The sequence below is a fragment of the Janthinobacterium sp. J1-1 genome (assembly GCF_030944405.1).
GTDB lineage: Bacteria > Pseudomonadota > Gammaproteobacteria > Burkholderiales > Burkholderiaceae_D > Janthinobacterium.
Window position 1 is genome coordinate 2,148,991 of record NZ_CP132339.1, and the last position, 25,305, is coordinate 2,174,295.

General features: G+C 62.4%; 18 protein-coding genes and 1 pseudogene. 11 read left to right on the forward strand and 8 right to left on the reverse strand.

What is annotated here, in order from left to right:
* The first annotated feature begins 162 nt into the window (after window positions 1-162).
* The 6 genes from Q8L25_RS09780 to Q8L25_RS09805 all read left to right on the forward strand — a co-directional run bounded on the left by Q8L25_RS09780 (window position 163) and on the right by Q8L25_RS09805 (window position 9,150).
* Complete coding sequence (locus tag Q8L25_RS09780; RefSeq protein WP_308924635.1) at window positions 163-1,746, forward strand: DEAD/DEAH box helicase; 1,584 nt, start codon at window positions 163-165, stop codon at window positions 1,744-1,746.
* 331 nt (window positions 1,747-2,077) lie between these two features.
* Window positions 2,078-3,136 carry a glycosyltransferase family 2 protein gene (locus Q8L25_RS09785; RefSeq protein ID WP_308924636.1) on the forward strand — a complete coding sequence of 353 codons (1,059 nt, stop codon included), beginning with the start codon at window positions 2,078-2,080 and terminating at the stop codon, window positions 3,134-3,136.
* A gap of 84 nt (window positions 3,137-3,220) precedes the next feature.
* Window positions 3,221-4,117, forward strand: a complete 897-nt coding sequence (gene rfbD / locus Q8L25_RS09790) for a dTDP-4-dehydrorhamnose reductase (RefSeq protein ID WP_308924637.1) — start codon at window positions 3,221-3,223, stop codon at window positions 4,115-4,117.
* A gap of 155 nt (window positions 4,118-4,272) precedes the next feature.
* Entirely contained in the window at window positions 4,273-5,091 is an 819-nt protein-coding gene (locus Q8L25_RS09795) for an ABC transporter permease (RefSeq protein WP_308924638.1), read from the forward strand.
* Window positions 5,081-6,451: an ABC transporter ATP-binding protein gene (locus tag Q8L25_RS09800; protein ID WP_308924639.1), complete on the forward strand. Its 1,371-nt coding sequence runs from the start codon at window positions 5,081-5,083 to the stop codon at window positions 6,449-6,451. The genes Q8L25_RS09795 and Q8L25_RS09800 overlap by 11 nt, the downstream gene beginning before the upstream one ends.
* Window positions 6,452-6,555: 104 nt before the next feature.
* Window positions 6,556-9,150, forward strand: a complete 2,595-nt coding sequence (locus Q8L25_RS09805; RefSeq protein ID WP_308924640.1) for a methyltransferase domain-containing protein — start codon at window positions 6,556-6,558, stop codon at window positions 9,148-9,150.
* Window positions 9,151-9,205: 55 nt separating this feature from the next.
* On the opposite strand, the gene Q8L25_RS09810 is transcribed toward Q8L25_RS09805, so the two are convergent.
* Window positions 9,206-10,114: a sulfurtransferase gene (locus Q8L25_RS09810; RefSeq protein WP_308924641.1), complete on the reverse strand. Its 909-nt coding sequence runs from the start codon at window positions 10,112-10,114 to the stop codon at window positions 9,206-9,208.
* Between the two features lie 137 nt (window positions 10,115-10,251).
* On the opposite strand from Q8L25_RS09810, the gene dnaE reads away from it, so the two are divergent.
* Window positions 10,252-13,788: a DNA polymerase III subunit alpha gene (gene dnaE, locus Q8L25_RS09815; RefSeq protein WP_308924642.1), complete on the forward strand. Its 3,537-nt coding sequence runs from the start codon at window positions 10,252-10,254 to the stop codon at window positions 13,786-13,788.
* Between the two features lie 65 nt (window positions 13,789-13,853).
* Here dnaE and Q8L25_RS09820 read toward each other — a convergent pair whose 3' ends face one another.
* The 4 genes from Q8L25_RS09820 to Q8L25_RS09835 form a co-directional block, all read right to left on the reverse strand.
* Window positions 13,854-14,084: a DUF6139 family protein gene (locus Q8L25_RS09820; RefSeq protein WP_094441797.1), complete on the reverse strand. Its 231-nt coding sequence runs from the start codon at window positions 14,082-14,084 to the stop codon at window positions 13,854-13,856.
* A gap of 188 nt (window positions 14,085-14,272) precedes the next feature.
* Window positions 14,273-15,259: a DUF535 family protein gene (locus tag Q8L25_RS09825; RefSeq protein ID WP_308924643.1), complete on the reverse strand. Its 987-nt coding sequence runs from the start codon at window positions 15,257-15,259 to the stop codon at window positions 14,273-14,275.
* Window positions 15,260-15,300: 41 nt separating this feature from the next.
* Window positions 15,301-15,828, reverse strand: a complete 528-nt coding sequence (locus Q8L25_RS09830; protein ID WP_308924644.1) for a universal stress protein — start codon at window positions 15,826-15,828, stop codon at window positions 15,301-15,303.
* A 102-nt stretch (window positions 15,829-15,930) separates the two neighbouring features.
* Window positions 15,931-16,749 carry a MipA/OmpV family protein gene (locus Q8L25_RS09835; RefSeq protein WP_308924645.1) on the reverse strand — a complete coding sequence of 273 codons (819 nt, stop codon included), beginning with the start codon at window positions 16,747-16,749 and terminating at the stop codon, window positions 15,931-15,933.
* Window positions 16,750-16,917: 168 nt separating this feature from the next.
* Between Q8L25_RS09835 and Q8L25_RS09840 the strand changes: the two genes are divergently transcribed.
* From Q8L25_RS09840 to Q8L25_RS09855, 4 genes are all read left to right on the forward strand, one after another.
* Complete coding sequence (locus tag Q8L25_RS09840; RefSeq protein WP_308924646.1) at window positions 16,918-17,583, forward strand: response regulator; 666 nt, start codon at window positions 16,918-16,920, stop codon at window positions 17,581-17,583.
* Window positions 17,580-18,995: an ATP-binding protein gene (locus Q8L25_RS09845; protein ID WP_308924647.1), complete on the forward strand. Its 1,416-nt coding sequence runs from the start codon at window positions 17,580-17,582 to the stop codon at window positions 18,993-18,995. The genes Q8L25_RS09840 and Q8L25_RS09845 overlap by 4 nt, the downstream gene beginning before the upstream one ends.
* Window positions 18,996-19,082: 87 nt before the next feature.
* Window positions 19,083-20,672, forward strand: a complete 1,590-nt coding sequence (locus Q8L25_RS09850) for an ATP-binding protein (RefSeq protein ID WP_308924648.1) — start codon at window positions 19,083-19,085, stop codon at window positions 20,670-20,672.
* Window positions 20,669-21,277: a response regulator gene (locus Q8L25_RS09855; RefSeq protein WP_308924649.1), complete on the forward strand. Its 609-nt coding sequence runs from the start codon at window positions 20,669-20,671 to the stop codon at window positions 21,275-21,277. Before Q8L25_RS09850 ends, Q8L25_RS09855 begins: the two co-directional genes overlap by 4 nt.
* 10 nt (window positions 21,278-21,287) lie before the next feature.
* Here Q8L25_RS09855 and Q8L25_RS09860 read toward each other — a convergent pair whose 3' ends face one another.
* From Q8L25_RS09860 to Q8L25_RS09870, 3 genes and pseudogenes are all read right to left on the reverse strand, one after another.
* A complete protein-coding gene (locus Q8L25_RS09860; protein ID WP_308924650.1) occupies window positions 21,288-22,388 on the reverse strand; it encodes a glycosyltransferase family 9 protein in 1,101 nt (366 codons plus the stop codon).
* Window positions 22,389-22,538: 150 nt separating this feature from the next.
* Window positions 22,539-23,750, reverse strand: a complete 1,212-nt coding sequence (locus Q8L25_RS09865) for an O-antigen ligase family protein (protein WP_308924651.1) — start codon at window positions 23,748-23,750, stop codon at window positions 22,539-22,541.
* A 257-nt stretch (window positions 23,751-24,007) separates the two neighbouring features.
* Window positions 24,008-25,246 (reverse strand): annotated as a pseudogene (locus Q8L25_RS09870) (malic enzyme-like NAD(P)-binding protein); the annotation flags it as partial.
* Between the last annotated feature and the right edge of the window lie 59 nt (window positions 25,247-25,305).

Below are 25,305 nucleotides of genomic sequence, written 5' to 3' on the forward strand. Positions count from 1 at the left end.
GCACACCTCCCTGACGCTACCGCACTCGCCGCACAGCCTGCCTCGGAGCACAGAGGTGCCGCAAGAACAATCATCGGGCTTGCAAAACGTAGCTGCTGCGCCCTGAAATGTTGTTTATTGAGAAAGCATGGCTTCCGCAGTGCGGAGGCACACCAGAAAACTATGTCTGAAACCGAAACGACTCCTACGCCCGATCCGGCGATTGCCCCGGCCGCGGCGCCTGCCGCCGCCACCGAAACGCCTGCTGTTACCGCCACGCCTGCCGCTCCCGCTGTCACCTCCGCTGTCACTCCCGCTCCCGCCGCTCCCGCCTTCAGCTTTACCGATTTCGGCCTGGCGCCCGAGATCCTGCGCGCGCTGACCGAGCAGGGCTATACCCATCCGACACCGATCCAGGAACAGGCCATTCCGGTGGTGCTGCAAGGGCGTGACGTGATGGGCGCCGCGCAGACCGGTACCGGCAAGACGGCCGGCTTCTCGCTGCCGATCATCCAGTTGCTGCTGGCCCACGCCAGCAGCAGCATGTCGCCGGCGCGCCACCCGGTGCGCGCACTGATCCTGACCCCCACGCGCGAGCTGGCGGTGCAGGTGGCGGAAAACGTCAAGGCCTACGCCAAGCACACGCCGCTGCGCTCGACCGTGGTGTTCGGCGGCATGGACATGAAGCCGCAAACGGTGATCTTGCGCGGTGGCGTGGAAATCGTCATCGCCACGCCGGGCCGCCTGCTCGACCATATCGAGCAGAAGAACATCAGCCTGGGCCAGGTACAGATGCTGGTGATGGACGAAGCCGACCGCATGCTCGACATGGGCTTCCTGCCGGACTTGCAGCGCATTATCAATTTGCTGCCGAAGCAGCGCCAGAACCTGATGTTCTCGGCTACCTTCTCGCCGGAAATCAAGAAGCTGGCCGCGACCTTCCTCAACGATCCGCTGACGATCGAAGTGGCGCGCAGCAACCAGACGGCCGACAAGGTCACGCAAGTGGTCTATAAAGTGCCGGAAGACCAGAAGCACGCCCTGGTGGCGCACTTGCTGCGCCAGCGCGACCTGAAACAGGTGATCGTGTTTTCGAACACCAAGATTGGCGCCTCGCGCCTGGCCCGCGTGCTGGAACAGGAAGGCATGAGCGCCACCGCGATCCACGGCGACAAGAGCCAGCAGGAACGCATGGCCGCGCTGGAGGCGTTCAAGAAAGGCGAGATCGACGTGCTGGTGGCCACCGACGTCGCCGCGCGCGGGCTCGACATTTCCGACCTGCCGTGCGTGATCAATTTCGACTTGCCGTATAACGCGGAAGACTATGTGCATCGCATCGGCCGCACCGGCCGCGCCGGCGCCTCGGGCGACGCGATTTCGATCTATTCCGACAAGGACGAGCGCCTGCTGGCCGATATCGAAAAGCTGATCAAGCAGACCGTCAAGCGCGGCGACCTGGGTGGTTTCTCGCCGGCACCGTCGCGTTCCGCCGACAGCGACCGCGAGCGCCGTCCGCCGCGCCGCACCGAAGGCGACACGCGGCCACCGCGTAGCGCCGGCGATACCGACATGCGTTCGACCGGCCGTCCGCCCGAGCGTTCCAGCCGCCCGGCCTTTGGCCCCGGCGCGCGCCGCGAGAAGGTCGATCCGTGGTTCCTCAAGCCGTACGAACCGGCCAAGGTGGTGGCGCCTGTCGCCAGCAGCAATATGCCGCCAGCCAAGGCCAAGCCGAAGCTGGCCGCGCTGCTGGGTGGCTTGCCCAAGTAAGTCATCGCCCGCTAGGCTGGCTTCAGAAGCCGCTGTTTCCTGACCGGGGGCAGCGGTTTTTTTTGCGTGAAAATTATCAGCACACACTTGAGATTTCTCTAGATGAGGGCTCTTCCAACACGCCATACTCGCTTGTTGACACGTTTAGGCGTGCGCGCTTTCTACACGAAGGCGGTATATTGGGCATCCATGCAGGCACTGGGCGAGCCTTGTATTGTTACATGATGTTACCAGCTTATTAAAAAACGCCTGCATCTGAGATACTTCCCTGGGGCGTGCTTTGCACATCGAATGTTGCCAGGAAGATCAGTGATAGAGACGAGATAAATAAGTGAGTCAATTCAAGCATGTATCCACTGCCGTGAGCGGCCGGCGCCACAGCGCGCCGATGGGCCGTAGCGCGCCCGAAGCGGCCAATTACGATATCCGCCAACAAAGCCGTTTGCTGGCGCCGTCGGCCGTGTCGAAAGTGCCGAAAGTGGCGATTTTGCTGTGCACTTATCATGGCCAGCATTTCCTGGCTGATCAGCTTGATTCTTTCGCCGCGCAGACGCATGCAAACTGGCAAGTTTGCGCATCCGACGATGGTTCCCGGGACGATACCCATGCGATCCTGGCGCAGTACCGGCAGCAGTGGGGCGCAAAACGCCTGAGCATGCATGCCGGACCGGCGCAAGGCTTCGCCGCCAATTTCCTGTCGCTCAGCTGCGATACCAGCATCGAGGCGGATTACTACGCTTATTCCGACCAGGACGATATCTGGGAAGCCGACAAATTGCAGCGGGCGCTGAATTGGCTGGCAGGCATTGCACCGGACGTGCCGGCCTTGTATTGTTCACGCGCCCTGCTGGTCGACGCAAATAATCAGCCCATCGGCACCTCGCCCCTGTTTACCCAGGCGCCCAGTTTCGCCAATTCCCTGATACAAAGCATCGGCGGTGGCAATACCATGGTGTTCAATAATGCGTTGCGCAAATTGCTGATCGAAGCGGGCAAGGATGTACAGATCATTTCGCATGACTGCTGGGCCTACATGGTGGCCAGCGGCTGCGGCGGCAAGGTATTTTACGATGCCTGTCCGTCCTTGCGCTACCGCCAGCATGACGCCAACCTGGTCGGCACCAACCGTAGCTGGCGCGCGCGCTACTCGCGCTTGCAACTCTTGTGCAATGGCTGGTTTCGCAGCTGGAACGATCACAATATTGCGTCCTTGCAACGCCTCCGTCACCGATTGACGCCGGAAAATCGACGCATCCTCGATGATTTCGCCAAAGCCCGCCAGAGTCGGCTGCTTCCAAGGCTGTGGCTGATGAAGCGCTCCGGCATTCACCGTCAAAGCCTGGGCGGCAATATCGCATTCTGCGTGGCCGCCATTTTTAATAAAATATAATCATATGAATTTGTTTTCAATCCACCTTGTCGCCAGCGCGGCCTCGTCCCGCCATCTGGCCAGCCACGCTATCGGGCCGGCAGCATGAAAATTCTATTATTGGGCAAGAATGGACAAGTCGGCTGGGAATTGCAGCGCAGCCTGGCGCCGCTGGGCGAACTGGTTGCCGTCGGCCGCGATGAAGGCGGCCTGTGCGGCGACCTTGCCAACCTGGATGGCCTGGCCGCCACGGTGCGACAGCTTGCTCCCGATGTGATCGTCAATGCGGCCGCCTATACGGCCGTGGACCGCGCCGAAAATGAGGTTGAGCTGTGCCATACCGTCAACGCGCTGGCACCCGGCGTGCTGGCGGCCGAGGCGGCCCGCAGCGGTGCGCTGCTGGTGCATTATTCAACCGATTATGTATTCGACGGCAGCGGCCAGGCGCCTTGGCGCGAAGACGCGGCAACCGGTCCGCTGAGCGTGTACGGCAAGACCAAGCTGGCGGGCGAGCAGGCCATCGCCGCTGCTGCATGCCGGCACCTGATTTTCCGCACCAGCTGGGTGTATGCGGCGCGCGGCGGCAATTTTGCCAGGACCATGCTGCGCCTGGCGGACGAGCGTGAACGCCTGTCGGTGGTCGATGACCAGATCGGTGCGCCCACGGGCGCCGACCTGATCGCCGATGTGACGGCCCATGCGCTGCGGTCCTTGCAATATCAAGCGGCGCCGGGTGGCATCTATCACCTGGCCGCCGCCGGCCAGACGTCGTGGCATGGCTATGCCAGTTTCGTGATCGCACTGGCGCGCGAGACCGGCGTGCCGCTGCGCGTGGCGGCCAACGCCATCGATGCGGTTGGCAGTGCGGCATTTCCCGCACCTGCGCCGCGACCGAAAAATTCACGGCTGGCGCTACAGAAAATCGAGCAGGCTTTCGAATTGACAATGCCGCCATGGCAGGCAGGCGTACGCAGGATGCTGAGCGAAATCCTGGGAAAATAAAACATGACTGAACGCAAAGGTATCCTCCTTGCCGCAGGTTCCGTCCTGCGTGCTTCCCACACCGATCCCAGCCTGGTTGGCGCTTTCACGGAAGACGCGCATCCAGCACGATTTGCGCCGCTCACGGTGCTTGCCCATTCTGAGGTAGTTAGCTGATGAAAGACTTTTCGGTTTCACCGAGAGAAATGGTTGCCAGTTTGTGGCGTAACCGCAGTCTGGTACGGGCCCTGATACAGCGCGAGGTCATCGGCCGCTACCGTGGTTCCTTCATGGGCATCCTCTGGTCGTTTTTCAATCCCGTGTTCATGCTGGTCATCTACACGTTCGTGTTCAGTGTCGTATTCAAGGCGCGCTGGAGCAGTGGCAGCGACTCCAAGACGGAGTTTGCGCTGGTGCTGTTTGCCGGGCTGATCATGTTCAATTTATTTGCAGAATGCTTCAACCGCGCGCCGGGATTGATATTGTCCAATGTGAACTATGTCAAGAAGGTGGTGTTTCCATTGGAAATACTGCCCTGGGTCGTGCTGGGCTCCGCCATGTTTCATACCTTGATCAGTATCGGCGTGTGGCTGATTGCGTATGTGATTCTGTTTGGCACGCCGCATGCCACCGTGCTGATGTTGCCGCTGGTGATGCTGCCCCTGCTGCTGCTGATCATGGGGCTGAGCTGGGGGCTGGCGGCGCTGGGCGTGTACCTGCGTGACGTGTCGCAAGTCATTGGTGTCATGACGACGGTGCTGATGTTTTTATCGCCGATTTTTTATTCAGGTAGTTCCTTGCCTGAAAATTACCGCCATTTGCTGTTGCTTAATCCATTGACGCCCGCCATCGAACAGGCGCGTGATGTGCTGTTCTGGGGCATAGTTCCTGACTTTGGCATGGCCGGCTTGTATTTGCTGGGTTCGGCCGTGATTGCATGGCTGGGCTTTGCATGGTTCCAGAAGACCAGAAAGGGTTTTGCAGATGTCCTCTGAGGTTGCCATCAAAGTAGAAAATCTGAGCAAATGCTACCAGATTTATGCGCAGCCGCACGACAGGCTGAAACAGTCCTTGTATCCCAGAATGCAGCGCATGCTGGGGCGGCAAGCGCGGCAATATTATCGCGAATTCTGGGCCTTGAAAGAGTTGTCGTTTGAAATACGCCGTGGCCAGACGGTGGGGATCATCGGCCGCAATGGCAGCGGCAAGTCGACCCTGCTGCAAATGATCTGCGGCACGCTCAATCCCACCAGCGGCAGCGTGCAGACGCATGGCCGCGTCGCCGCCTTGCTGGAGCTGGGTTCGGGTTTCAATCCCGAATTCACGGGCCGCGAAAATGTCTATCTGAATGCGGCCGTGCTGGGCCTGAGCCACGATGAAACGGCGGCCCGTTTTGCCGATATCGAGACCTTTGCCGATATCGGTGATTTTATCGATCAGCCGGTCAAGACCTATTCCAGCGGCATGATGGTGCGTCTGGCGTTCGCCGTGATTGCGCACGTCGATGCCGACATCCTGGTGGTCGATGAAGCACTGGCCGTCGGTGATGCTTTTTTCACGCAAAAATGCATGCGTTTTCTGCGTGGTTTCATGAAAAATGGCACGGTCCTGTTCGTTAGCCACGATACGGGCGCCATCAAGAATTTCTGCAGTCATGCGATCTGGCTCGACAAGGGCGTGGTGATCGAAACCGGCGCACCGAAGGATGTCTGCGAACTGTATTTGCAGGCCTATTATGAGTCGCAACAAGGCAAGGGGACGGCCGCCAAGGTTGCCCTGCCGCGTCGCGAGGCCAAAGAGCTGCCGCGCGCCGACCAGCGGCGCGAGTTCATCAATCACAGCAACTTGCGCAATGATCTGCAGGTATTCGAATTCAACGCCGATGCCGCCTCCTTCGGCAAGGGCGGCGCGCATATCGTCAATGTCGAATTCCTCGACCAGCACGGCGCCGTGCTGTCCTGGGTGGTGGGCGGCGAGCAGGTGACACTGCGCGTGACGGCGCAGGCACACGAATTGCTGCTGGCGCCCATCGTCGGCTTCCTGATCAAGGACAGGCTGGGACAGCCTTTGTTTGGCGACAATACCTACCTTTCCCATGCCGGCATGGCGCCGGAATGCCGTGCAGGCGACGAGATCCGGGCCGAATTTACCTTTTACATGCCCATCCTGCCCGCCGGCGACTACAGCATCAGTACGGCATTGGCCGATGGCACGCAGGATCAGCATGTCCAGCACCACTGGATGCATGACGCGGTGCTGTTCAAGTCGGAAGCGAGCAGCGCGGCAACCGGCCTGGTCGGCATTCCCATGATCGGCATTACGCTCGATGCGCTGGCAAACACAGAGGCGCAGTAACGTAGATATGCGGGCAAGTCGCTTCAGGCAGACTGTTTTAGCGTAGGGCGGCTGGCATCAATGGCCGTCCGCACGCTTTATTCATTCAATAGATAGATTACATAATGGCTCATCCACAACAGCAAGCATTTTGCGAAACCGTCAAAGCCCGCTTTCCGCAGTATTTTTCCGGCACCATGGTGCTCGATATCGGCGCGCTCGATATCAATGGCAATAACCAGGTGCTGTTCGATGCCGAGACCTTGTATCTGGGCCTGGACATCGCGGAAGGCCGCAATGTCGACATCATTTGCCCCGGCCATGAACTGGGCCTGCCGGATGCGACCTTCGACATGGTGATTTCCACCGAATGCCTGGAGCATGACCGCCATTGGGTTGCCACCCTCAACAATGCCATACGCCTGCTGCGGCCGGGTGGCATGCTGCTGATGACCTGTGCCACCACCGGACGCCCCGAGCATGGCACGCGCCGCACCACGCCTGCCGATGCACCGTTGCTGGCAGAGGTCGATGATGAGTGGGCCGACTATTACCGCAATCTCGATGAACACGATGTGCGCGCCGAGATCGACGTGCCCGCCATGTTCCAGTTTGCCGAGTTCTCGATCGGACACGAAACCTGCGATCTGTATTTTGTGGCCATCAAGCATGGCACCTACCAGCGGCGGCTGAACCGTTCCACCTCGGTGGCGACGCGGCCGTCCACCGTGCAGGCAATCGAATTGCGCGAGCAACTGCAGCGCTCGTTTGAACATCTGCATCTGCGCGAGCAGGATTTTTCCAGACTGCTCGACATGATGTCGACCGAACAGCGCGCGCGTCAGCATGACATCGATACGCTCAAGGCCACGACGGAACAGCTGGCCGACGTCCGGGTTCAGCTGGCATTGACGGCGGCAAGGGAAGCAAATGTCTTTTCCGAACTGCACCGCGTGCAATCGCTGAGCCAGTTGCAGCACGAAGAGCTCGACGCCATCTATCGCTCCCGCTCCTGGCGTGCGACCGGTGCGCTGCGCTGGGTGTCGCGCAAGACCGGCAAGGCCAGGACGCTGCTGCGCCTGTCGCGCAATGGCTTGCGCTATGCCTTGCGTGGCGACTTTGCAGGATTGGCCAACCGCCTGCGGGCGTTTCGGGCCGACCGTGTCTCGCATGCCATCTTGCTCAGTGGTCCGCCGAAGCACTGGTGCGTCATGGCCACGCCGCATACCCTGTTCATTGCCCATCTGATTGCGCGCCAGTTGCGCAATCAGGGGTGGGAAGTCGATATCACGACCGAGCCGCCAGCCGGTTTTCCCCATCAGATGTATATCGTGGTCTGCCCGCAAATGTTCAAGCAGCTGCCGCCGGGCGAACGGCGCATCGTGTATCAGATGGAACAGTCGGTCAGCTCGCGCTGGTTTACCGATGACTATTTTCACATCCTCGAGCACTCCATGGCGGTGCTCGATTATGCAACCGTCAACATCGAGTTTCTCGCCCAGCACAATGTGGCCTACCCGCATGTCTATTATTTGCCGGTAGGGGCCGATCCGGCGTATGCGCCCGTCGCCGCGCCAGTGGAAAAAACATGCGATGTGCTGTTCTATGGCGATTCGAACAGTTCTGCCCGCCGCCGCGCCATGCTCGATACCTTGAAGCAGCATTTCAATGTGCGTGTGTGCAGCGAGGTGTTTGGGGCGGACATGAATGCGGCCATCCGCAGCGCCCGGATCGTGATCAACCTGCACTATTACGAGAATGCCTTGCTGGAAATGCCGCGCGTCCAGGAATGCCTGTCGCTGGGAATACCGCTGGTGTCCGAGGCTTCGCAGGATCAGGCGGATTATCCGGAACTGGCAGGGGCGGTGACATTCTTTGAACAGGGCAATGCCGACGCCATGGTGGCGGCGGTACGCCATGCACTGGCCCAGCAAGTACCGGAAGAGGCGGTCAAGGCATCGGCCAGCTTGTCGGACCAGCGCTTTACCTATATGTTTGGCAGGTTCCTGGTGGCCATGAACCTGCTGGACACCGACACGCTCAAGGACGTCACCATCCCGGTACCGCCGGGCAGCACGCGGGTGGCCTTGTCGATGCCGGAAACCATCGTCCGGCGCCGTATCTTCGAAGCGAACAAGCCGCAGGACTGCGCCGTATTCGACGGCGTGCGCCTGCGTCCGGGCTGGGTCGGTTGCGCCCTGTCGTACTCGACCCTGGCGCGGCACGCCTTGAAGCATGACGTGACGCGGCTGACGGTACTGGAAGACGATGCCTTGCTGCCTGAGGACTTCGAGGAAAAGATGCGTACTGTAAATGCTTACCTGGATGCCCGCGCAGGGCAGTGGGATATTTTTGCCGGCGTCATTGCATCACTGCATCCTGACACCCGGATCTTGCATTCGGAAGTTTTCCAGGGCATGCGTTTTCTGACCGTCGACAAGATGACCAGCATGGTATGCAATATCTATGACACTTCGGCCTTGCGCCTGCTGGCATCGTGGGATCCGTCGCATCGCAACGACCAAACCAATACCATCGACAAATATGTGGAACGCCAGAAAGAATTGCGCGTCGTGGTCGCCTTGCCCTTCCTCGTCGGACACCGCGAAGAAGTGCATTCCACGCTATGGGGATTCCAGAATACCCAGTACAGCGACATGATACAGAGCAGCAGCGAGGCGCTGACGGCCCTGGCGGGCAAGCACGCCGTGCTGGCTTGAACAACGCAACGGCTATTCAATCCGTGGATTGAAAAGCCGTTGCTGAGAAGAACAGTCAGGCGGTTTTTTTGCCGTGGCAATGCGGGCAAGACACTTCGTACACATACTCGGGCGCCAGCTGCTGGCGCGGCGTCACCACCGCGCGGCACACGAAGCACTGCACGGTTTCGGTCGGCTCCAGCTTCGGATTGAGGGCGGTGCGGTAGTCGAACACGAAGCAGTCGCCCGTGTAATGCGCGCCGCCCACTTCCTCGAAATACTTCAGGATGCCGCCGTCGAGCTGGTACACGCTGTCGTAGCCGATTTCCTTCATGTGAATGGCGGCTTTTTCGCAGCGGATGCCGCCGGTGCAGAAGGTCACCACGGTCTTGCCTTCGAGTTCGTCCTTGTGTGCGGCGGCGACGGCCGGGAATTCCGTAAACTTGTCGATGCGATAATCCAGCGTGTTGTTGAAGGTACCCACGTCGACTTCGAACGCGTTGCGCGTTTCCATCATCACCACCGGTTTGCCCGCGTCGTCGACGCCGGCGTCCAGCCAGCGCTTGAGCGTGTGCGCGTCGACCGACGGCGCGCGGCCCAGTTCCGGCTTGATCAAGGGCATGCGCATGGTGATGATTTCTTTTTTCAGCTTCACCAGCATGCGCTTGTGCGATTGCTCATTGGATAAACTTTCCTTCCACTCCAGGTCCGCCAGCCGTTCGTCGCTGCGCACCCAGGCGAGAAACGCGTCGATATGCGCGCGCGTGCCCGACAAAAACATATTGATGCCTTCGGGGGTGAGCAGGATGGTGCCCTTCAGCGCCAGTGCCAGGCATTGCTCCTGGTATAGCGGGCGCATGGCTTCCGTATCGTACAGCGTGATGAATTTATACGCTGCAATATTGACAAAAGAATCGGCGGGCGCGGCCGCCACAGGGCTGGCGGCGGTGGAAATGGCGGGGGTGGCGTGTATCTCGGAATGCATGATGGCGATCGGATTGGACTGGACAGCCGATATTATAAGCCCGCCGGGCCAGCCACGATACCCGGCCGATGGCCGCGACGCGGTAGAATAGACCCCATTGAATTTTGCACGATGGGTACACAAAGATGGAAATGGTAATGCAGCAAGCCGGCGTTCCGGCAACGGTCAGCTCCGCCACGCAAGGTCCGGGATTCGTGCATTTGCGCGTGCACTCGGAGTACTCGATCGTCGACGGCCTGGTGCGTATCGACGACGTGGTGGGCGCCGCCGCCAGGGACAAGCAGGCGGCGCTGGCCGTGACCGACCTGTCGAACCTGTTCGGCATGGTGAAGTTCTACAAGGCCGCGCGCGGCAAGGGCATCAAGCCCGTGATCGGCGTCGATGTGTGGATTACCAACGACGATAACCGTGAAAAACCGTCGCGCCTGCTGCTGCTGGCCAAGAACCGCATGGGCTATCTGCAGCTGTGCGAACTGCTGTCGACTGCCTGGCTGACGAACCAGTACAAGGGCCGCGCCGAAGTGCGCATCGAGTGGCTGCAGGCGCTGGCCAGCAATACCTATGAGCTGTACCCGGGCGAAAGCGCGGCCAATGGCCTGATCGCGCTGTCCGGCGCGCATTTCGGCGACGTCGGCATCGCCATCGAAAACGGCAACCTGGCGTTGGCTGAACGCAACGCCCAGCGCTGGGCCGAGATTTTCCCTGGCCATTTTTATATTGAAATCCAGCGCGGTGGCCAGGCCAACCAGGAGGCGCAGGTGCGCCATGCGGTGGCGCTGGCGTCCAAGCTGGGCTTGCCGGTGGTGGCCACCCATCCGGTGCAATTCATTTCACCCGAAGAATTCATCGCCCACGAGGCGCGCACCTGTATCGCCGAAGGCGAGATGCTGGCCAACGCCAAGCGCGTGAAACGTTTCAACGACAGCCAGCGCTTCATGTCGCAGGCCGAAATGCAGGAATTGTTCGCCGACCTGCCGGCCGCGCTGGCCAACTCGGTCGAGATCGCCAAGCGCTGCAACCTGACCCTGACCCTGGGCAAGCCGCAACTGCCGAATTTCCCCACGCCGCCGGGCATGACGATCGACGAGTTTCTGGTTGCCGAATCGCAGGCCGGCCTGGAAAAACGGCTGCTGCAGCTGTACCCGAATGAAGAGCGGCGCGAAAAAGAGCGGCCACGCTACGAGGCGCGGCTGAAATTCGAGACCGATACCATCTGCAACATGAAGTTCCCCGGCTACTTTTTGATCGTGGCCGAGTTTATCCAGTGGGCCAAGGAAAACGGCGTGCCGGTGGGACCGGGCCGGGGTTCGGGCGCGGGCTCGCTGGTCGCGTATTCGCTGCTGATTACCGATCTGGACCCCTTGCAGTACAACCTGCTGTTCGAGCGCTTCCTGAATCCAGAACGCGTTTCGATGCCCGACTTCGATATCGACTTTTGCCAGGAAGGGCGCGACCGCGTCATCCAGCACGTCAAGGACTTGTACGGCAAGGAGGCGGTCTCGCAGATCGCCACCTTCGGTACCATGGCGGCCAAGGGTGCGATCCGCGACGTCGGCCGCGTGATGGACTTCGGCTACAACTTCTGCGATGGCATCTCCAAGCTGATTCCGTTCAAGCCGGGCAAACCGGTCAGCATCGCCGACGCCATCGAAGAAGAGCCGCTGCTCAAGGAGCGCCAGGAAAACGAGGAAGAGGTCAAGCAGCTGCTGGACCTGGCGCAGCAGGTCGAAGGCATTACCCGCAATATCGGCATGCACGCCGGGGGCGTCTTGATCGCGCCGGGCAAGCTGACCGATTTCTGCCCGCTGTACACGCAGGGCGGCGATTCCGGTGTCGTCTCCCAGTACGACAAGGACGATGTGGAGGCCGTCGGTCTCGTGAAATTCGACTTTCTGGGGCTGACCACGCTGACGATTCTGGACCGCGCGGTGCGCTATATCAAGCAGCTCGACCCGGCCCAGGCCAATTTTGATCTGGCGACCTTGCCGCTGAACGACAAGCCCTCGTATGACCTGTTGACCAAGGCCAAGACCGTGGCCGTGTTCCAGCTGGAGTCGCGCGGCATGCAGGGCATGCTGAAAGACGCGCGTCCCGACCGCTTCGAAGACATTATCGCGCTGGTGGCCTTGTACCGTCCGGGCCCGATGGATCTGATTCCCGATTTTTGCAAGCGCAAGCACGGCGAGCGCTTTGACTACCCCGATCCGCGCACCGAATCGATTCTGTCCGAAACCTACGGCATCATGGTGTACCAGGAGCAGGTGATGCAGATGGCACAGATCGTCGGCGGCTATTCGCTGGGCGGCGCCGACATGCTGCGCCGCGCGATGGGTAAAAAGAAGGCCGAAGAGATGGCCGAGCACCGCGAGATCTTCCGCGCCGGTGCGGCGAAAGACGGCCTGACGGCTGAAAAAGCCGACGAGATCTTCGACTTGATGGAAAAGTTCGCCGGCTACGGTTTCAATAAATCGCACGCCGCCGCCTACGCCCTGCTGTCCTACCACACGGCCTACCTGAAGCAGCACCACACGGCCGCCTTCATGGCCGCCAACTTGTCGCTGGCGATGGACGATACCGACAAGATCAAGATCCTGGTGGAAGACTCGCTGGACATCTGCAAGCTGACCTTGTTGCCGCCGGACATCAACGAATCCGATTACCGCTTCACGCCGAGCGGCGAAGCGCCTTCGGTGAGTGGCAAGAAAGTCACGCAGATCCGCTACGGCCTTGGCGCCGTCAAGGGCTCGGGACAGAACGCGATCGAGGCCATCATTGCCGCGCGCACGGCGGGCGGGCCGTTTGTCAGCCTGTTCGATTTCTGCAAGCGGGTCGACAAGAAGCAGATCAACCGCCGCACCATCGAATCCCTGATCCGCAGCGGCGCCTTCGACTGCCTGAAGGTCGACCGCGCGATCTTGCTGGCCTCGGTCGCGTTCGCCATGGAATGCGCCGACCAGGCCGCCAAGGCGGCCAACCAGGTCAGTCTGTTCGGCGGCGACGACAGCGACATGGTGGCGCCGCCCGAGTACGTCAAGGCGCAGCCGTGGACCGACAAGCAGCGCCTGACGGAGGAAAAGATTGCCCTGGGCTTTTATCTGTCCGGTCACCTGTTCGATTCGTATGCGCCCGAAGCGCGCCGCTTTGCCCGCACCAAGCTGTCGGATCTGTCGCCGTCGCGCGAGCCGCGCATGATGGCCGGCGTGATCACCGGCCTGCGCACGCAGATGACGCAGCGCGGCAAGATCGTCATCGTCACCCTGGACGACAAGAGCGGCACGGTGGAAGTGACGGTGTACAGCGAATTGTTCGAGCAGAACAAGAAGATCTTCAAGGAAGACGAATTCCTGGCGGTGGTGGGCAAGGTGTCGGAAGACCGTTTTTCGGGTGGCTTGCGCATCATGGCCGAGAGCGCTTTCGATATTATCTCGGCGCGTGTGCAGTATGGCCGCCAGCTGGGCTTGACCCTGCCGACCACGCTCGACATGAAGCGCATCAGCGACGTCTTGATGCCGTACCGCGCCCAGGATGGCTTGCCGATCGCAGCCAAGGTCAGCCCGCAAGGCGTCAGTTGCGTGTTGCAGTTTGGCGATGAGTGGAAGGTCGCGCCATCGGATGAGTTGCAGACGGCGCTGGTGCAGCAGCTGGGCGCGCAGGAAGTGGAAGTGGAATACTGAGGCGTCTAGCCTTGGAAGAAAAAAAAGCCGGACCCTGAAGGTCCGGCTTTTTTTACAGTGAAACCTTACATATCCTTGAGGCTGGTGATCGCATAGCCTTTTGCCGCGATCTGCTGCAGCGGATGTTCGATATGGTAGTCGGGCAAGGCCTGGGCATCGTCGGCCACTTCGCTGGCCTGGGTTTCCAGTTGCCAGTCGGTGCTCGTGACTTCTTCGGGAATGATCTTTCCTTCTGGCACGGCGAGATAGGAAAAAATGCCATCGTGTTCGGCTCGACGGTAGATATCGACGCGCATGACTTGCCTCCTTGTAAGCGTTAGGGGAAACGGCGCACCTGGCGTGCCAACCGATCGTGCTAGCGTAACAGGAATGCGGGGAGCATGCTTTTTGTCTGCGTGCTGTGGGAAAAACGGTGGTAGAGGCTGGGGAGGCGTGGCTGGGCGCGGGGGCGGGGCGCCGGGCTTGCTGGGGCAGGGGTCAAGGGTCAGGCAACGGCGGCGGCGGGCGCGATTTGATGCTGGGAATCGTTGGCGGCAGGGGCGATGCCGCACAGGGAAACCGCGACACTATGGTTGTCGAGGCCGCTACGCAAAGTCGCGATCATGGCCAGGGTCAGTTCATGGCGTTTGCGTGCTTCCGAGCGTTTTTTCGAGGCGATCTCATCGAGCATCAGCGGCGGCATGTTTTCACACGGCAGTTCAAAATCGCCATCGCGTCGCGCCTGGGCGCCCAGTTCTTGCCAGACACTGTCGTAGTCGGCCATCAGGCGGCCATGTTTTTTCGCCGAATGGTGCACCGTGCGATTGTCATTGCCGACCAAAATCATGGTGCGGCAGCCATGTTCCCAGGCCAGCTGGCGCGCCAGGCGCATCATCAGGAACTTGGGACGCATGCCGTGCAGGTCGCGCGTTGCTTCGCGCACGCGGCGCAAGCTTTCCTCGCCCCTGGGTCCCTGGAGACAGCCGATGCGCACGCCCAGCTCCATCGGTGCGCGCGTGCGGCAGCCGAAAAAGGTAAACACCACCGCATACAGCATCTCGCCGCCGTGCATCAGTTGCAGCACCATTTCGCCTTCGCGGTCCATGCACGACAGCGACGTCAACTGCAGGTGGTACAGCTCGCCGGACTTGCCTGGCATCGATCCCAGCAGCACGGCGTCGTGCGCCGCGTCCACCATCAGCTTGCCCCAGCCTTGTTGCAGGATAAAGCGGTAGTGATCGACCAGCAAGGCCACGCGCTGGCTGCAGGACAGGGTTTTGCTCAGGTAATGACGGTAGACCTTGTGCATCATGCGTGGATAGGCCCGCAGCAAGTCCTGGAACACGGGATGGGAGTTGAGCAGCTGCAGCCAGATGCGTGTCTCGCGCTGTTGCAAACGGGCCCGCAATTGCAGCTTGAGCAGTTCGCGCAGGCGCGCGAAGCCGGGCGGCATATTGGTCAGGCCGGCATGCAGGGTAATGGCTTGTGTCATGGACAGTCCTTGGGTAAGAAAACGAGGGGAAGGCGGGAACGTCAGGCCGCGGGCGGGCCGCCGAAGCCGTCGGCGTCGGCCAGCAGTACCGTGGCGCTGCGCGTGGCGCGCGCCAGCCTGTGCGCCAGGGTGTCGGCAAAGTGGCGCTGCCAGGAGCTGTTTTTCAGAACCGGCAAAACGATTTCATGGCAGCCGAGCAGCTCGGCGGTATCGAGGATGGTGAACAGGCGTTCGCCCGAGAAAATATGGGTGCTGAAGGAAAGATGCGAGCGGCTCAGGTACAGGCCGGCTTCACGCATCAGTTGCGCGGCGGCGTCATTGTCGTCCTGGCCATGGATGGCGGTGCCGTCGGCATGTTGCGCCAGCGGTGGCGTCACATGCAGCAGGCTGACATGGACATGGATGCCCCACTCGCGCAAGCGCCTGGCGTAGCGCGCGCCGTAGACGATGTCGCCGACGCGCTTGACCGGCAGCAGCAATTGCAGCGTTGCCTGGCCGCTGCCGGCCGCACTTGCCGCATGCTCGGTGGCATGCGCATGGCGTGGCGGAACAGGGTGTGCAGCTTGCATGGATGGGTGCCGTTGTCAGGAAAACGGCCCCATCTTAGCCAGCGTCTTTGCCCCTGTAAATTGGCGAAATGGCGTACGGGCTTCCCTTATGACAGGGGATTTTTAATACCGGTAAGTGACATACACGGCGCCCATCGGCGCAGTCTTGCGCTGCACGATGGGACTCTTCGCTGCGTCGCCGAGGCGCCGTTCCACGCCCAGCACGGTGTTGACGCCCCAGCTTGCATCGATGCGGTGTTCCCAGCTGACGCTGGCCTGCGCTTCATGAAAACCGCCCTTCGGCGTGTACTGGCGAAATGCCGTCCTGGCCGCCTGCGCCGCCGTCACGCCATACATGGTCTGCAGATATTTCTTTTCGCCCCAGCTCGTTTGCAGGCCCAGGCTGACCGTGTCTTGCGGCACGCCACGGCCGTCCTTGCGGCTGTACACCTGGCCGCTGGCGCCCAGCTGCACCGTGGCGCCGTTCTCGCGGTGGTTGAGCGGAATATCGCCAGCCACGCTCAGCTGCACGCCGGGCAGCGGCGAGTAGCCCAGGCTCAGCAGGGCGCTGGCATTGCCTTCGACCTTGCCCATGCCTTTCAGGTAGTCGCTGCCGGCCAGGCCGCGCAAGCCCTTGCGCTGGTGGTCGGCCCGTTCGCCGCGGTAACCGAGCGCGGCGCTGTAGCTGAAGGCGCCGACCTGGCCACCATAGCCGAGGCCGCGCATGGTGCTGGCAAAAAAGCCGTTGGCCATGGTGTAGTCGAGCACGATGAGGGGCATCGCCTTGGTCCGGTCGTCGCCCGCATAGGGGCTGCCGGCGGCCACGCCGGCGCCGACGGTCAGGACGTTGCCGCTGGTGTCGCCGGCACTGTCGCCGGCCGCCAGCGCGGACAGGTGCAGGCACAGCAGGCCGGCCAGGGTCAGCAGGGTGGATGATTGCATGGTGGTTTCCTTCAGATGGAGAACCGAGTCCCGTATGGCTCGATTGACAGTGCGCATTATGAAAAGTTGCCTTGAAGTAAAGCTGAACCTTGCCTGAGGAATGCATGAAGATTGCATGAAGAACCGTTCTTTACCTGTTCTTCAGCTTGCGATGGTTTAATACCGTTCATGAAAATATTGTTGATCGAAGACGACATGGACCTGGGCAACGGCGTGCGGATTGCCTTGCGCGACCAGGGCATGCAGGTGGTGTGGGTGCGCACCCTGGACGACGCGGCGCGCAGCATCGAACACGACAGCTGCGAGCTGGTGCTGCTCGACCTGGGCCTGCCCGATGGCGACGGCCTGGACTTGCTGGCGCGGCTGCGTGCGGCGCGCTTGCCGGTGCTGATCCTCAGCGCCCGCGATACCCTGGAGCAGCGCCTGCGCGGCCTCGATGGCGGCGCCGACGATTACCTGGTGAAACCGTTCGTGCTGGCCGAACTGCTGTCGCGCGTGCGCGCGCTGGCGCGCCGCAGCTACGGTTTTGACGGCGATACCATCGAGCTGCGCGGCCTGCTGCTGCAGGTGCCGACGCGCCGGGTCAGCGTGCACGGGCGTGCGGTGGAACTGACGGCCAGCGAATATGCCTTGCTGAAAACCCTGCTGATGCGCGCCAACCGCGTCATCACACGCCGCGTGCTGGAAGAACATATCTTGCCGGGTGGCCTGGCCAATGCCAGCAATACGCTCGACGTGCATATGGGGAACTTGCGCCGCAAGATAGGCGAGGGCTATATCCGCACCGTGCGCGGGGTCGGCTATGTGATCGACCAGCAGGGCGACACGGCATGAGGGGCCTGCTGCTGCGCGGCTGGGCCATGTTGCGCCGGCCGACGCTGGTGCGCCGCCTGCTGATGGCGCAGATGCTGATGCTGACCGTGCTGTGGAGCATGGCGGTGGCTTTTGTGCTGGTCGAAGGCTCCGATGAAGACAGCAGCATCAGCCGTGGCGCGCTGCGCGCCGTGATCAGCGTGGCCGACAACCTGGCCGACCAGCCGCAGCGCCAGCACGACAGCCTGCTCGCGATCGATGAGGCGCTGCGCGAAGAATTCGTCGATGGCGAACTGCCGGAACTGGCGCCGCTGACGCTGGTGTGGCGCGATGGCCAGCTGATCTACCGCTCGCCCGGCGCGCCGGACGGCATCCGCAGCGCCGGCCCGGTCGAGACCGAAGTGGTGCGGATCAAGGGCCAGCCCTGGCACACGCGCACGCTGGCCGAGGGCGCCACGCGGGTGACCATACTGGAAGCGGGCGGACCGTGGCAGTTTTTCATCACCATCAATTCACGCGGCTATTATCTGCTGCCCTTGCTGATCAGCCTGCCATTCCTGCTGCTGCCGGCCTGGCTGTCGATCCGCCTGGCCCTGCGGCCTTGGCGCAAGGTGGCGCAGGAAGTGTCGGCCCGCGGCCCGCGCGACCTGCGTCCGCTGGCCTTCAAGCCGCCGCATGGCGAGCTGGCGGCGCTGGTCGACAGCATCAATGCCTTGCTGCAGCGGGTCGACGCCAGCGCCGCGCGCGAACGCAGTTTCATCGCCGACGCCACGCACGAGCTGCGCACGCCGCTGGCGGCGATGCGCATCAATGTGGAGGCCTTGCAGGGCCAGGCACGCGATCCGCGCCAGCAGGAATTGCTCGACGGTATCTTGAACAGCAATAACCGCGCGGCGCGGCTGGTGGGGCAGTTGCTGCAGCTCACGCGCAGCGAGGTGCAGGCCGAAGCCGGTGAGCAGGCCGCGCCGCAGGCGCTCGACGTGTTGCTGCAGGACCGGCTGGCGGCCCTGTCCTGCCTGGCGCAGGCAGGCGGCATCGAGCTGGAATTGCAGGCCGCCGTGCCCCTCTGCGTACCGGGCCAGCGGGAGAGCCTGGTGTCGCTGATCGACAACCTGGTGGAAAACGCCGTCAAGTACAGTCCGCGCGGCGGCAGCGTGACGGTGGCGCTGCATGCGCAGGGCGATCACGCCGTACTGCACGTGGCCGACCAGGGGCCCGGCATTCCGGCCGCCCTGCATGCGCGCGTGTTCGACCGTTTTTTCCGCGCGCCCCAACAAGACCAGCCCGGTAGCGGCCTGGGCCTGTCCATCGTCGCCGCGGTGGTGGCGCAGCATGGCGGCGGCATTGCGCTGCACCAGGCCGATGGTGGCCAAGGGCTGCTGGTGGAAGTGCGCTTGCCGCTGGCGCGCATGCCTGCGCCACGGATTGCATAAGTATTATTATCTGTGCTTGAAATGCAACATGTGATGGCGCTGCGCGCAGCCGCGATGCATAATGCGGAACGTTAAAAAAACACCGTTATGCGCCCATCCCTGTCCCGCCATCTGCAGTACCCCGCCTTTGTCGGCCTGTACCTGCTGTTTGACTGGGCCACTTACATCGATCCGATGTATGGCCTGAACATCACGCCCTGGAATCCCGATCCCGCGCTGGGCCTGGTATTCTGGCTGATCCATGGCCGCAAGGCCGCATTGCCCTGGTTCGTCGCCCTGCTCAGCGCCGAAGTGCTGGTGCGCGGCCTGCCGGCCGGCCTGCCATTGACCTTGCTCTGTTCGGCCTGGCTGGTACTGGGCTACGGCATGATCGGCGAAGCCCTGCGCCGCCGTTTCAGCAGCAGCAATATGTTCGACAACCGGCGCCGTTTGCTGGCCTGGGCCGGCATCGTGATGGCCGGCACCTTGTTCAATGCCGTCGGTTACATGTCGCTGCTGTCGCTGACGGGGCGTATCCCGTCCGGCGAGTGGGCCACCGCGCTGCTGCGCTTCGGCGTCGGCGACACGGTGGGCATGCTGGTGTCGATGCCGCTGATCTGGGTGCTGGTCAGCGAGCGCGGCCGTGAACGCCTGCGCAATGCCATCTGGCGCTGGGAAACCCTGGCCTACCTGGCGCTGGGCGGCTTCGTGCTGTGGAGCGTGTTCGGCTCCATTTTGCGCTGCGAATACAAGCATTTCTATTTCCTGTTTCTGCCGGTGATCTGGGCCGCTTCGCGCCAGGGCCTGTATGGCGCCGTGCTGGCCGTATTCGCCCTGCAGCTGTGCATCATTACCCTGGTGAAATGGTCGCATGCGGTGCATATCCAGTTTTACGAGTTGCAGCTGCTCGACGCCATGCTGGCGCTGGTGGGCTTTTTCATCGGCATCGTGGTCGACGAGGTGCGCCAGGTTTCGCATGAACTCAAGCACACCATGCGCCTGGCCGCCGCCGGCGAAATGGCGGCCGCCCTCGCGCATGAGCTGAACCAGCCGCTGACGGCCCTGTCGACCTACGGCAAGGCCTGCGAATACCTGCTGGAGCGGGGCGAGAGCGGACCGTTGTTGCAAAACGCCATCGGCCACATGATCGTCGAATCGGGGCGGGCGGCCGAGGTGGTGCGCCGCCTGCGCGATTTCTTCCGCACCGGCGCGATGCAGCTCGAAGTGGTCGAGGCGAGCGCCCTGATCGCCGGCATCGCGCGCCAGTTCACGCCGCAGTTCCATGAGCACGGCATCGAGCTGGTGCTGGCGCCACCGCAGCCGCTGGCCATCAACGCCGACCGGCTGCAGCTGGAGCTGGTGCTGCGCAACCTGCTGGCCAACGCCCAGGACGCAGTGCTGGGCCAGCCGCGCAGCCGGCGCCGCATCACCCTCAGTGCCGAGCGGCTCGACGGCGGCCGGCTGCGCCTGTCGGTGGAAGACAGCGGCCCCGGCATTTCCAGCAGCCTGGCGGCGCGCTTGTTCGAGCCGTTTGTATCGAGCAAGGCCAGCGGCCTGGGACTGGGGCTGGTGCTCAGCCGCAGCATCGTCGAGGCGCATGGCGGCCAGTTGTGGGCCGAAGTCGGCAGCCACGGCATTTTTCGCTTTATCCTGCCGCTGGCGCGTGCCACCGCGGCATCGCCCGGAGAGCCCGCATGAGCAGTGATTTGACCGTATTTATCGTTGATGACGACCCCGCCGTGCGCGATGCGCTCGGCTTGCTGCTGGGCGTGCGCGGCTACCGCACCGCCCTGTTTTCCTGCGCCGAGGATTTCTTGCTGGGCTGGCAGCGCGAGTGGGCCGGCTGCGTGCTGATCGATATCCGCATGTCAGGCATGGATGGCCTGTCGCTGCAGCGCCGGCTGCTGGAACTCGGTTGCCTGCTTCCCGTGATTATCGTCACCGGCCATGGCGACGTGACCCTGGCGCGCCAGGCCTTCAAGGCCCAGGCCAGCGACTTCCTGGAAAAACCGTTCGACCACGACAAGCTGCTGGCGGCCATCGCCGAAGCGTTTTCGCGCGAGGCGGCCACGCGCGGCCAGTTGCGGCGCCAGCAGGAAGGGCTGGACTTGCTGCGCAGCCTGACGCCGCGTGAAAGGGAAGTGATGCAGCTGGTGGTGACGGGCCGCCACAACCGCGACATCGCGCCCGTGCTGGGCATTTCCGTGCGCACCGTGGAAGTGCACAAGGCGCGCGTGATGGACAAGCTGGGGGTCGACAATGTGGCCGACCTGGTGCGCATCAGCATGCTGGGGACCGACTAGCCCCCACGTATTATTTGATGGCTTGCAGCACCTGTTCGACCGTAATCGCATCGACCCAGTCGTTGCGCCTGGCCACCGTCAGCACGGTGCTGTTGGCGCTGTCGAACGGCGCCCATTCCGGGTTCTTCTTGCGCATCAGCGCCACCACCGGCACGTGCACGGCATTGGCCAGGTGCATGATCGACGTTTCCACTGAAATGATCAGGTCGCACTGCGCCAGCATGGCCGGCAGCTGGAAGAAGTTGTCGACCGCGCTGAAGGCCTGCGTGCGCGCCAGACCGGCTGCCGCCACGGCGGCGTTCACCTTGGCCAGGTCGTGCGGCATGGCGTTGATCAGGAAGCAGGCGCCGGCCCATTTGGGCTGCTGCTGCATGCGCTGGATCAGCGCGCTGATGCGCTCCAGGGGCCAGCCGCGCTTGTGCGACTTGGCAAACGGATTGAGCAGCACCAGCGGCCCCTGGCGCTGGTCAAAGCCCCAGTTGGCCAGTTGCTGCCGGGCCTGCTGCAGTGCCTCTTCGGGCAGGTGCACATAGGGGTAGCGTTCGGCGACGGGAATCTCCAGTGCCGTCAGCTGGCGGAACCAGTCGGCATAGACGGCACTGATATGGTGTTCGCCCGCATCCTGGCCCGCATACGGCGTCAGCAGGGCGTCGAGCTTGCGGTAGGCAAAATAGTGCATCGGGCGCAGGATGGTCACGCGCTTGCGCATGCCGATCACCAGGCCGTCCGGGCTGATGGCGCGCGCCAGGTGGGCATAGCGCTGCGGGCGGATATGCGCCAGCGACACCACCACCGGATAATGCTCGGCCTGCGCCTCGCGCACGCTTTCCTGGTACAGGGCCGGGCTGTAGGTCTTGCGGTACACCTTGGCGAACAGCCCCGATTGCTCGACCCAGTCATACAGCGAATAGGTGCGCAGGCTTTCCCATTGCGCCGCGTCGTCGGTGCGCCGCACTTCATCGATCCACAGGTGGATCTTCAGGTGCGGATAGGCGGCGGCAAAGGCGCGAAAGCCGTTTTGCATATAGGTGTAGTCTCCCAGCGCCAAATGGGCGACAAAGAGGATCTTGTCCGACTGGGCGAGCAGTGCGGCGGGGATCAGAGGGGTCATGGTGCAATGCGGTGTGGTGGAGTGAGTCGGGCAAGCCAGGCCGCCGGCGTCCTGCGATGGCGGTGACTGGCGGTTTCATTATTTGTCGATGGGACAATACCACGACTCAGTGCACACACTCAATGGGGGATCACCGATGAGCTCTATTAATCATGTGCCGCGCTGGGCATGGCGCAGCAGCGCCCACAGCATGGCCATCGGGAACACCAGCATGATGATGCCGATATTCAAGGTGAGCGAACTGGTGGTCAGGCCGAAGATGCTGTAGCAGGTGCACAGCACCACGCCGCCCAGCGCAAACGGGTGGCCGCTGGCCGCGCCGTGGCGCAGGGCGCGCGCAAACAGGCAGAAGGGTAACAGGAGCAGGCCGAACAGGGCCAGCAGGCCCAGCGTGCCGCGCTTGACCAGCACGTCGAGATAGTCATTGTGCGCATTGGTGATGCTCAGGGAGGCTGCGTTGAGCTTGCCTTGGGCGACCATCGCCTGTTTTTCTGCCATGTAACCGTTGCGTCCCATGCCCAGCACCGGGTTTTCGGATGACAAGTGCCACGCCGTGCGCCACATCACGAAGCGTTGTCCGATCGACGTGCCGGCATTGCTGGCATCGTTGAATTTTTCCACTTGCGTCATGGCAATGGAGGCGCGCTCCTCGATCGGCGAATGGGGCAGATAATAGCCCACCGTCAGCAACACGGCCATGGTGGACAGCGTGATGGCCAGGTAGCGCAAGCCATGGACGCGGGCGTTCTGGATGGAGATGATCAGCACGCAAACAGGCAAGGCCACCCAGCCACCGCGGCTGCCGCTGAGGATGGAGCCGAATACGCCAGCCAGGCAACCGGCCAGCAGCAAGGCGCTCCAGGCCAGGGCACGGCGCCGCGCCCTGGCCCATTCCAGGCCGGCCAGCGACAACATGCCCAGCAGCATGCTGACATTGCCGTAATGGATGGCATTGCTGGTCGAGCCCTGCGGGCGCTCCATGTCCTGCATCGTGAATTGCCACAGCGCCAGCGCGGCGCCGGCGATGGCGCCGACGGCCACGCCGCTCCACCAGGCTGCGGGCCGCGGCGGATACGCCAGCAGCAGCAGCAGCACCGGCACCACCAGCAGGGCGCGCAGCGGCATGTCGAATTCGCGCCCCGGATCGCCGTGGTACAGCATGCTGGCGACAAAGACCAGGCAATACGCCAGCAGCGCCGCGATCAACAGCCAGTCCTGGCGCTGCAGCCCCAGGCGCGGACGCTGCCACAGCAGGCAGGTGCTGCTCAGTAACAACACCACGGCGCCGAGCGAGTAGCCGCTGCCGACCGACAGGGACAAGGCTGAAAAAAGAAAAACGCAGACAGAAGTTAAACGCAGCATTGCAGGTCCCTGGAAATTCCGGTAAAAATGGTTACTGTAACAACATCGAGGCAGGCGCCATTGTAGACGAAAGCCCTGCGTTGAAAGAGCGTTCCAGGCTTGTCAAAGCGCTACGGCTTGATGGTTTTCATAGGGGAGAACGCAAAAAACCATGGTTTGCACCATGGTTCTTTTTTTGTAAGCAATAGTAACTTGCCTCATTGCCGGCATGACCGGCTTGCGGCCGGCCAAGCCCGGAGACTTTATTTTGCCGGCGCGCGGGTGGCTACGCCCGTGTCGATCGCCGCTTGCGACACGGCTGGCGCGACCCAGCTGCGCAGGCGTTCGTCGAATGGCGACGGGATCAGCTGCAATGGCGTCAGGGCGCTGGTTTCGTGGCCCGGCAGCGGCTCCTTGGCCAGTGCGGCGATCGCGCGCACGCAGGCCAGCTTCATCTCTTCATTGATGGTGGTGGCGCCCACGTCGAGCGCGCCACGGAAGATGTACGGGAAGCACAGCACGTTGTTGATCTGGTTCGGGTAATCCGAGCGGCCGGTGGCGACGATGGCGTCGTCGCGCACGGCGTGCACTTTTTCCGGCGCGATTTCCGGATGCGGATTGGCCAGGGCGAAGATCAGCGGCTTGGCGGCCATCGATTCGACCATCTGCGCGCTGACCACGCCGCCTTTCGACACGCCGATAAAGATGTCGGCGCCGACCATGGCGTCGGCCAGGTCGCGGTCGCTGGTGTCATTCGCGTAGCGCGCCTTGTTCTCTTCCATGCTGGCGTCACGGCCCGGGTAGATCACGCCCTGGCTGTCGCATACTTTCAGCAGGGACTTGTTCAGGCCCAGCGAGACCAGCAGGTCCAGGCAGGCGATCGAGGCCGCGCCGGCGCCCGAGACGGCCACTTTCACATTGCCGATGTCCTTGCCGACCAGTTCCAGGCCGTTCAGGATGCCGGCCGCGACGATGATGGCGGTGCCATGCTGGTCGTCATGGAAGACGGGAATCTTCATGCGCTTGCGCAATTGTTGCTCGATATAGAAGCAGTCCGGCGCCTTGATGTCTTCCAGGTTGATGCCGCCGAAGGTCGGTTCCATGCGCACCACGGTGTCGATGAACAGGTCCGGGTCGTTCTCGGCCAGTTCGATGTCGAACACGTCGACGTCGGCGAACTGCTTGAACAGGCAGGCCTTGCCTTCCATCACCGGCTTGCTGGCCAGCGGGCCGATATCGCCCAGGCCCAGCACGGCGGTGCCGTTGGTGATCACGGCCACCAGGTTGCTGCGCGAGGTGTAGATGCCGGCCGAACGCGGATCTTCCACGATCGCTTCGCACGCAAACGCCACGCCCGGCGAATACGCCAGGGTCAGGGCGCGGGCATCGCCCAGCGGTTTGGTGGGGGTGACGGAAATCTTGCCGGCGCGGGGCTCGGCGTGATAGGCGAGGGCGGCTTCTTTCAGGTTGAAGGCTTCGCCGGTTTGCTCGGCGTGCTTGCTTTGGGCAGTAGACATAAGAATTCTTGGTGGGGCGCGAGAGCCCGAGTGGTAAGTCCGGACCATGTTATGCAAGC

What these genes read in the sequence shown, in the direction of transcription:
- Q8L25_RS09780 (WP_308924635.1), top strand. Translation starts at nt 163, where the DNA reads ATGTCTGAAACCGAAACGACTCCTACGCCCGATCCGGCGATTGCCCCG.
- rfbD (WP_308924637.1), top strand. Translation starts at nt 3,221, where the DNA reads ATGAAAATTCTATTATTGGGCAAGAATGGACAAGTCGGCTGGGAATTG.
- Q8L25_RS09795 (WP_308924638.1), top strand. Translation starts at nt 4,273, where the DNA reads ATGAAAGACTTTTCGGTTTCACCGAGAGAAATGGTTGCCAGTTTGTGG.
- Q8L25_RS09800 (WP_308924639.1), top strand. Translation starts at nt 5,081, where the DNA reads ATGTCCTCTGAGGTTGCCATCAAAGTAGAAAATCTGAGCAAATGCTAC.
- Q8L25_RS09805 (WP_308924640.1), top strand. Translation starts at nt 6,556, where the DNA reads ATGGCTCATCCACAACAGCAAGCATTTTGCGAAACCGTCAAAGCCCGC.
- Q8L25_RS09810 (WP_308924641.1), bottom strand. Translation starts at nt 10,114, where the DNA reads ATGCATTCCGAGATACACGCCACCCCCGCCATTTCCACCGCCGCCAGC.
- dnaE (WP_308924642.1), top strand. Translation starts at nt 10,252, where the DNA reads ATGCAGCAAGCCGGCGTTCCGGCAACGGTCAGCTCCGCCACGCAAGGT.
- Q8L25_RS09820 (WP_094441797.1), bottom strand. Translation starts at nt 14,084, where the DNA reads ATGCGCGTCGATATCTACCGTCGAGCCGAACACGATGGCATTTTTTCC.
- Q8L25_RS09825 (WP_308924643.1), bottom strand. Translation starts at nt 15,259, where the DNA reads ATGACACAAGCCATTACCCTGCATGCCGGCCTGACCAATATGCCGCCC.
- Q8L25_RS09830 (WP_308924644.1), bottom strand. Translation starts at nt 15,828, where the DNA reads ATGCAAGCTGCACACCCTGTTCCGCCACGCCATGCGCATGCCACCGAG.
- Q8L25_RS09835 (WP_308924645.1), bottom strand. Translation starts at nt 16,749, where the DNA reads ATGCAATCATCCACCCTGCTGACCCTGGCCGGCCTGCTGTGCCTGCAC.
- Q8L25_RS09840 (WP_308924646.1), top strand. Translation starts at nt 16,918, where the DNA reads ATGAAAATATTGTTGATCGAAGACGACATGGACCTGGGCAACGGCGTG.
- Q8L25_RS09845 (WP_308924647.1), top strand. Translation starts at nt 17,580, where the DNA reads ATGAGGGGCCTGCTGCTGCGCGGCTGGGCCATGTTGCGCCGGCCGACG.
- Q8L25_RS09850 (WP_308924648.1), top strand. Translation starts at nt 19,083, where the DNA reads ATGCGCCCATCCCTGTCCCGCCATCTGCAGTACCCCGCCTTTGTCGGC.
- Q8L25_RS09855 (WP_308924649.1), top strand. Translation starts at nt 20,669, where the DNA reads ATGAGCAGTGATTTGACCGTATTTATCGTTGATGACGACCCCGCCGTG.
- Q8L25_RS09860 (WP_308924650.1), bottom strand. Translation starts at nt 22,388, where the DNA reads ATGACCCCTCTGATCCCCGCCGCACTGCTCGCCCAGTCGGACAAGATC.
- Q8L25_RS09865 (WP_308924651.1), bottom strand. Translation starts at nt 23,750, where the DNA reads ATGCTGCGTTTAACTTCTGTCTGCGTTTTTCTTTTTTCAGCCTTGTCC.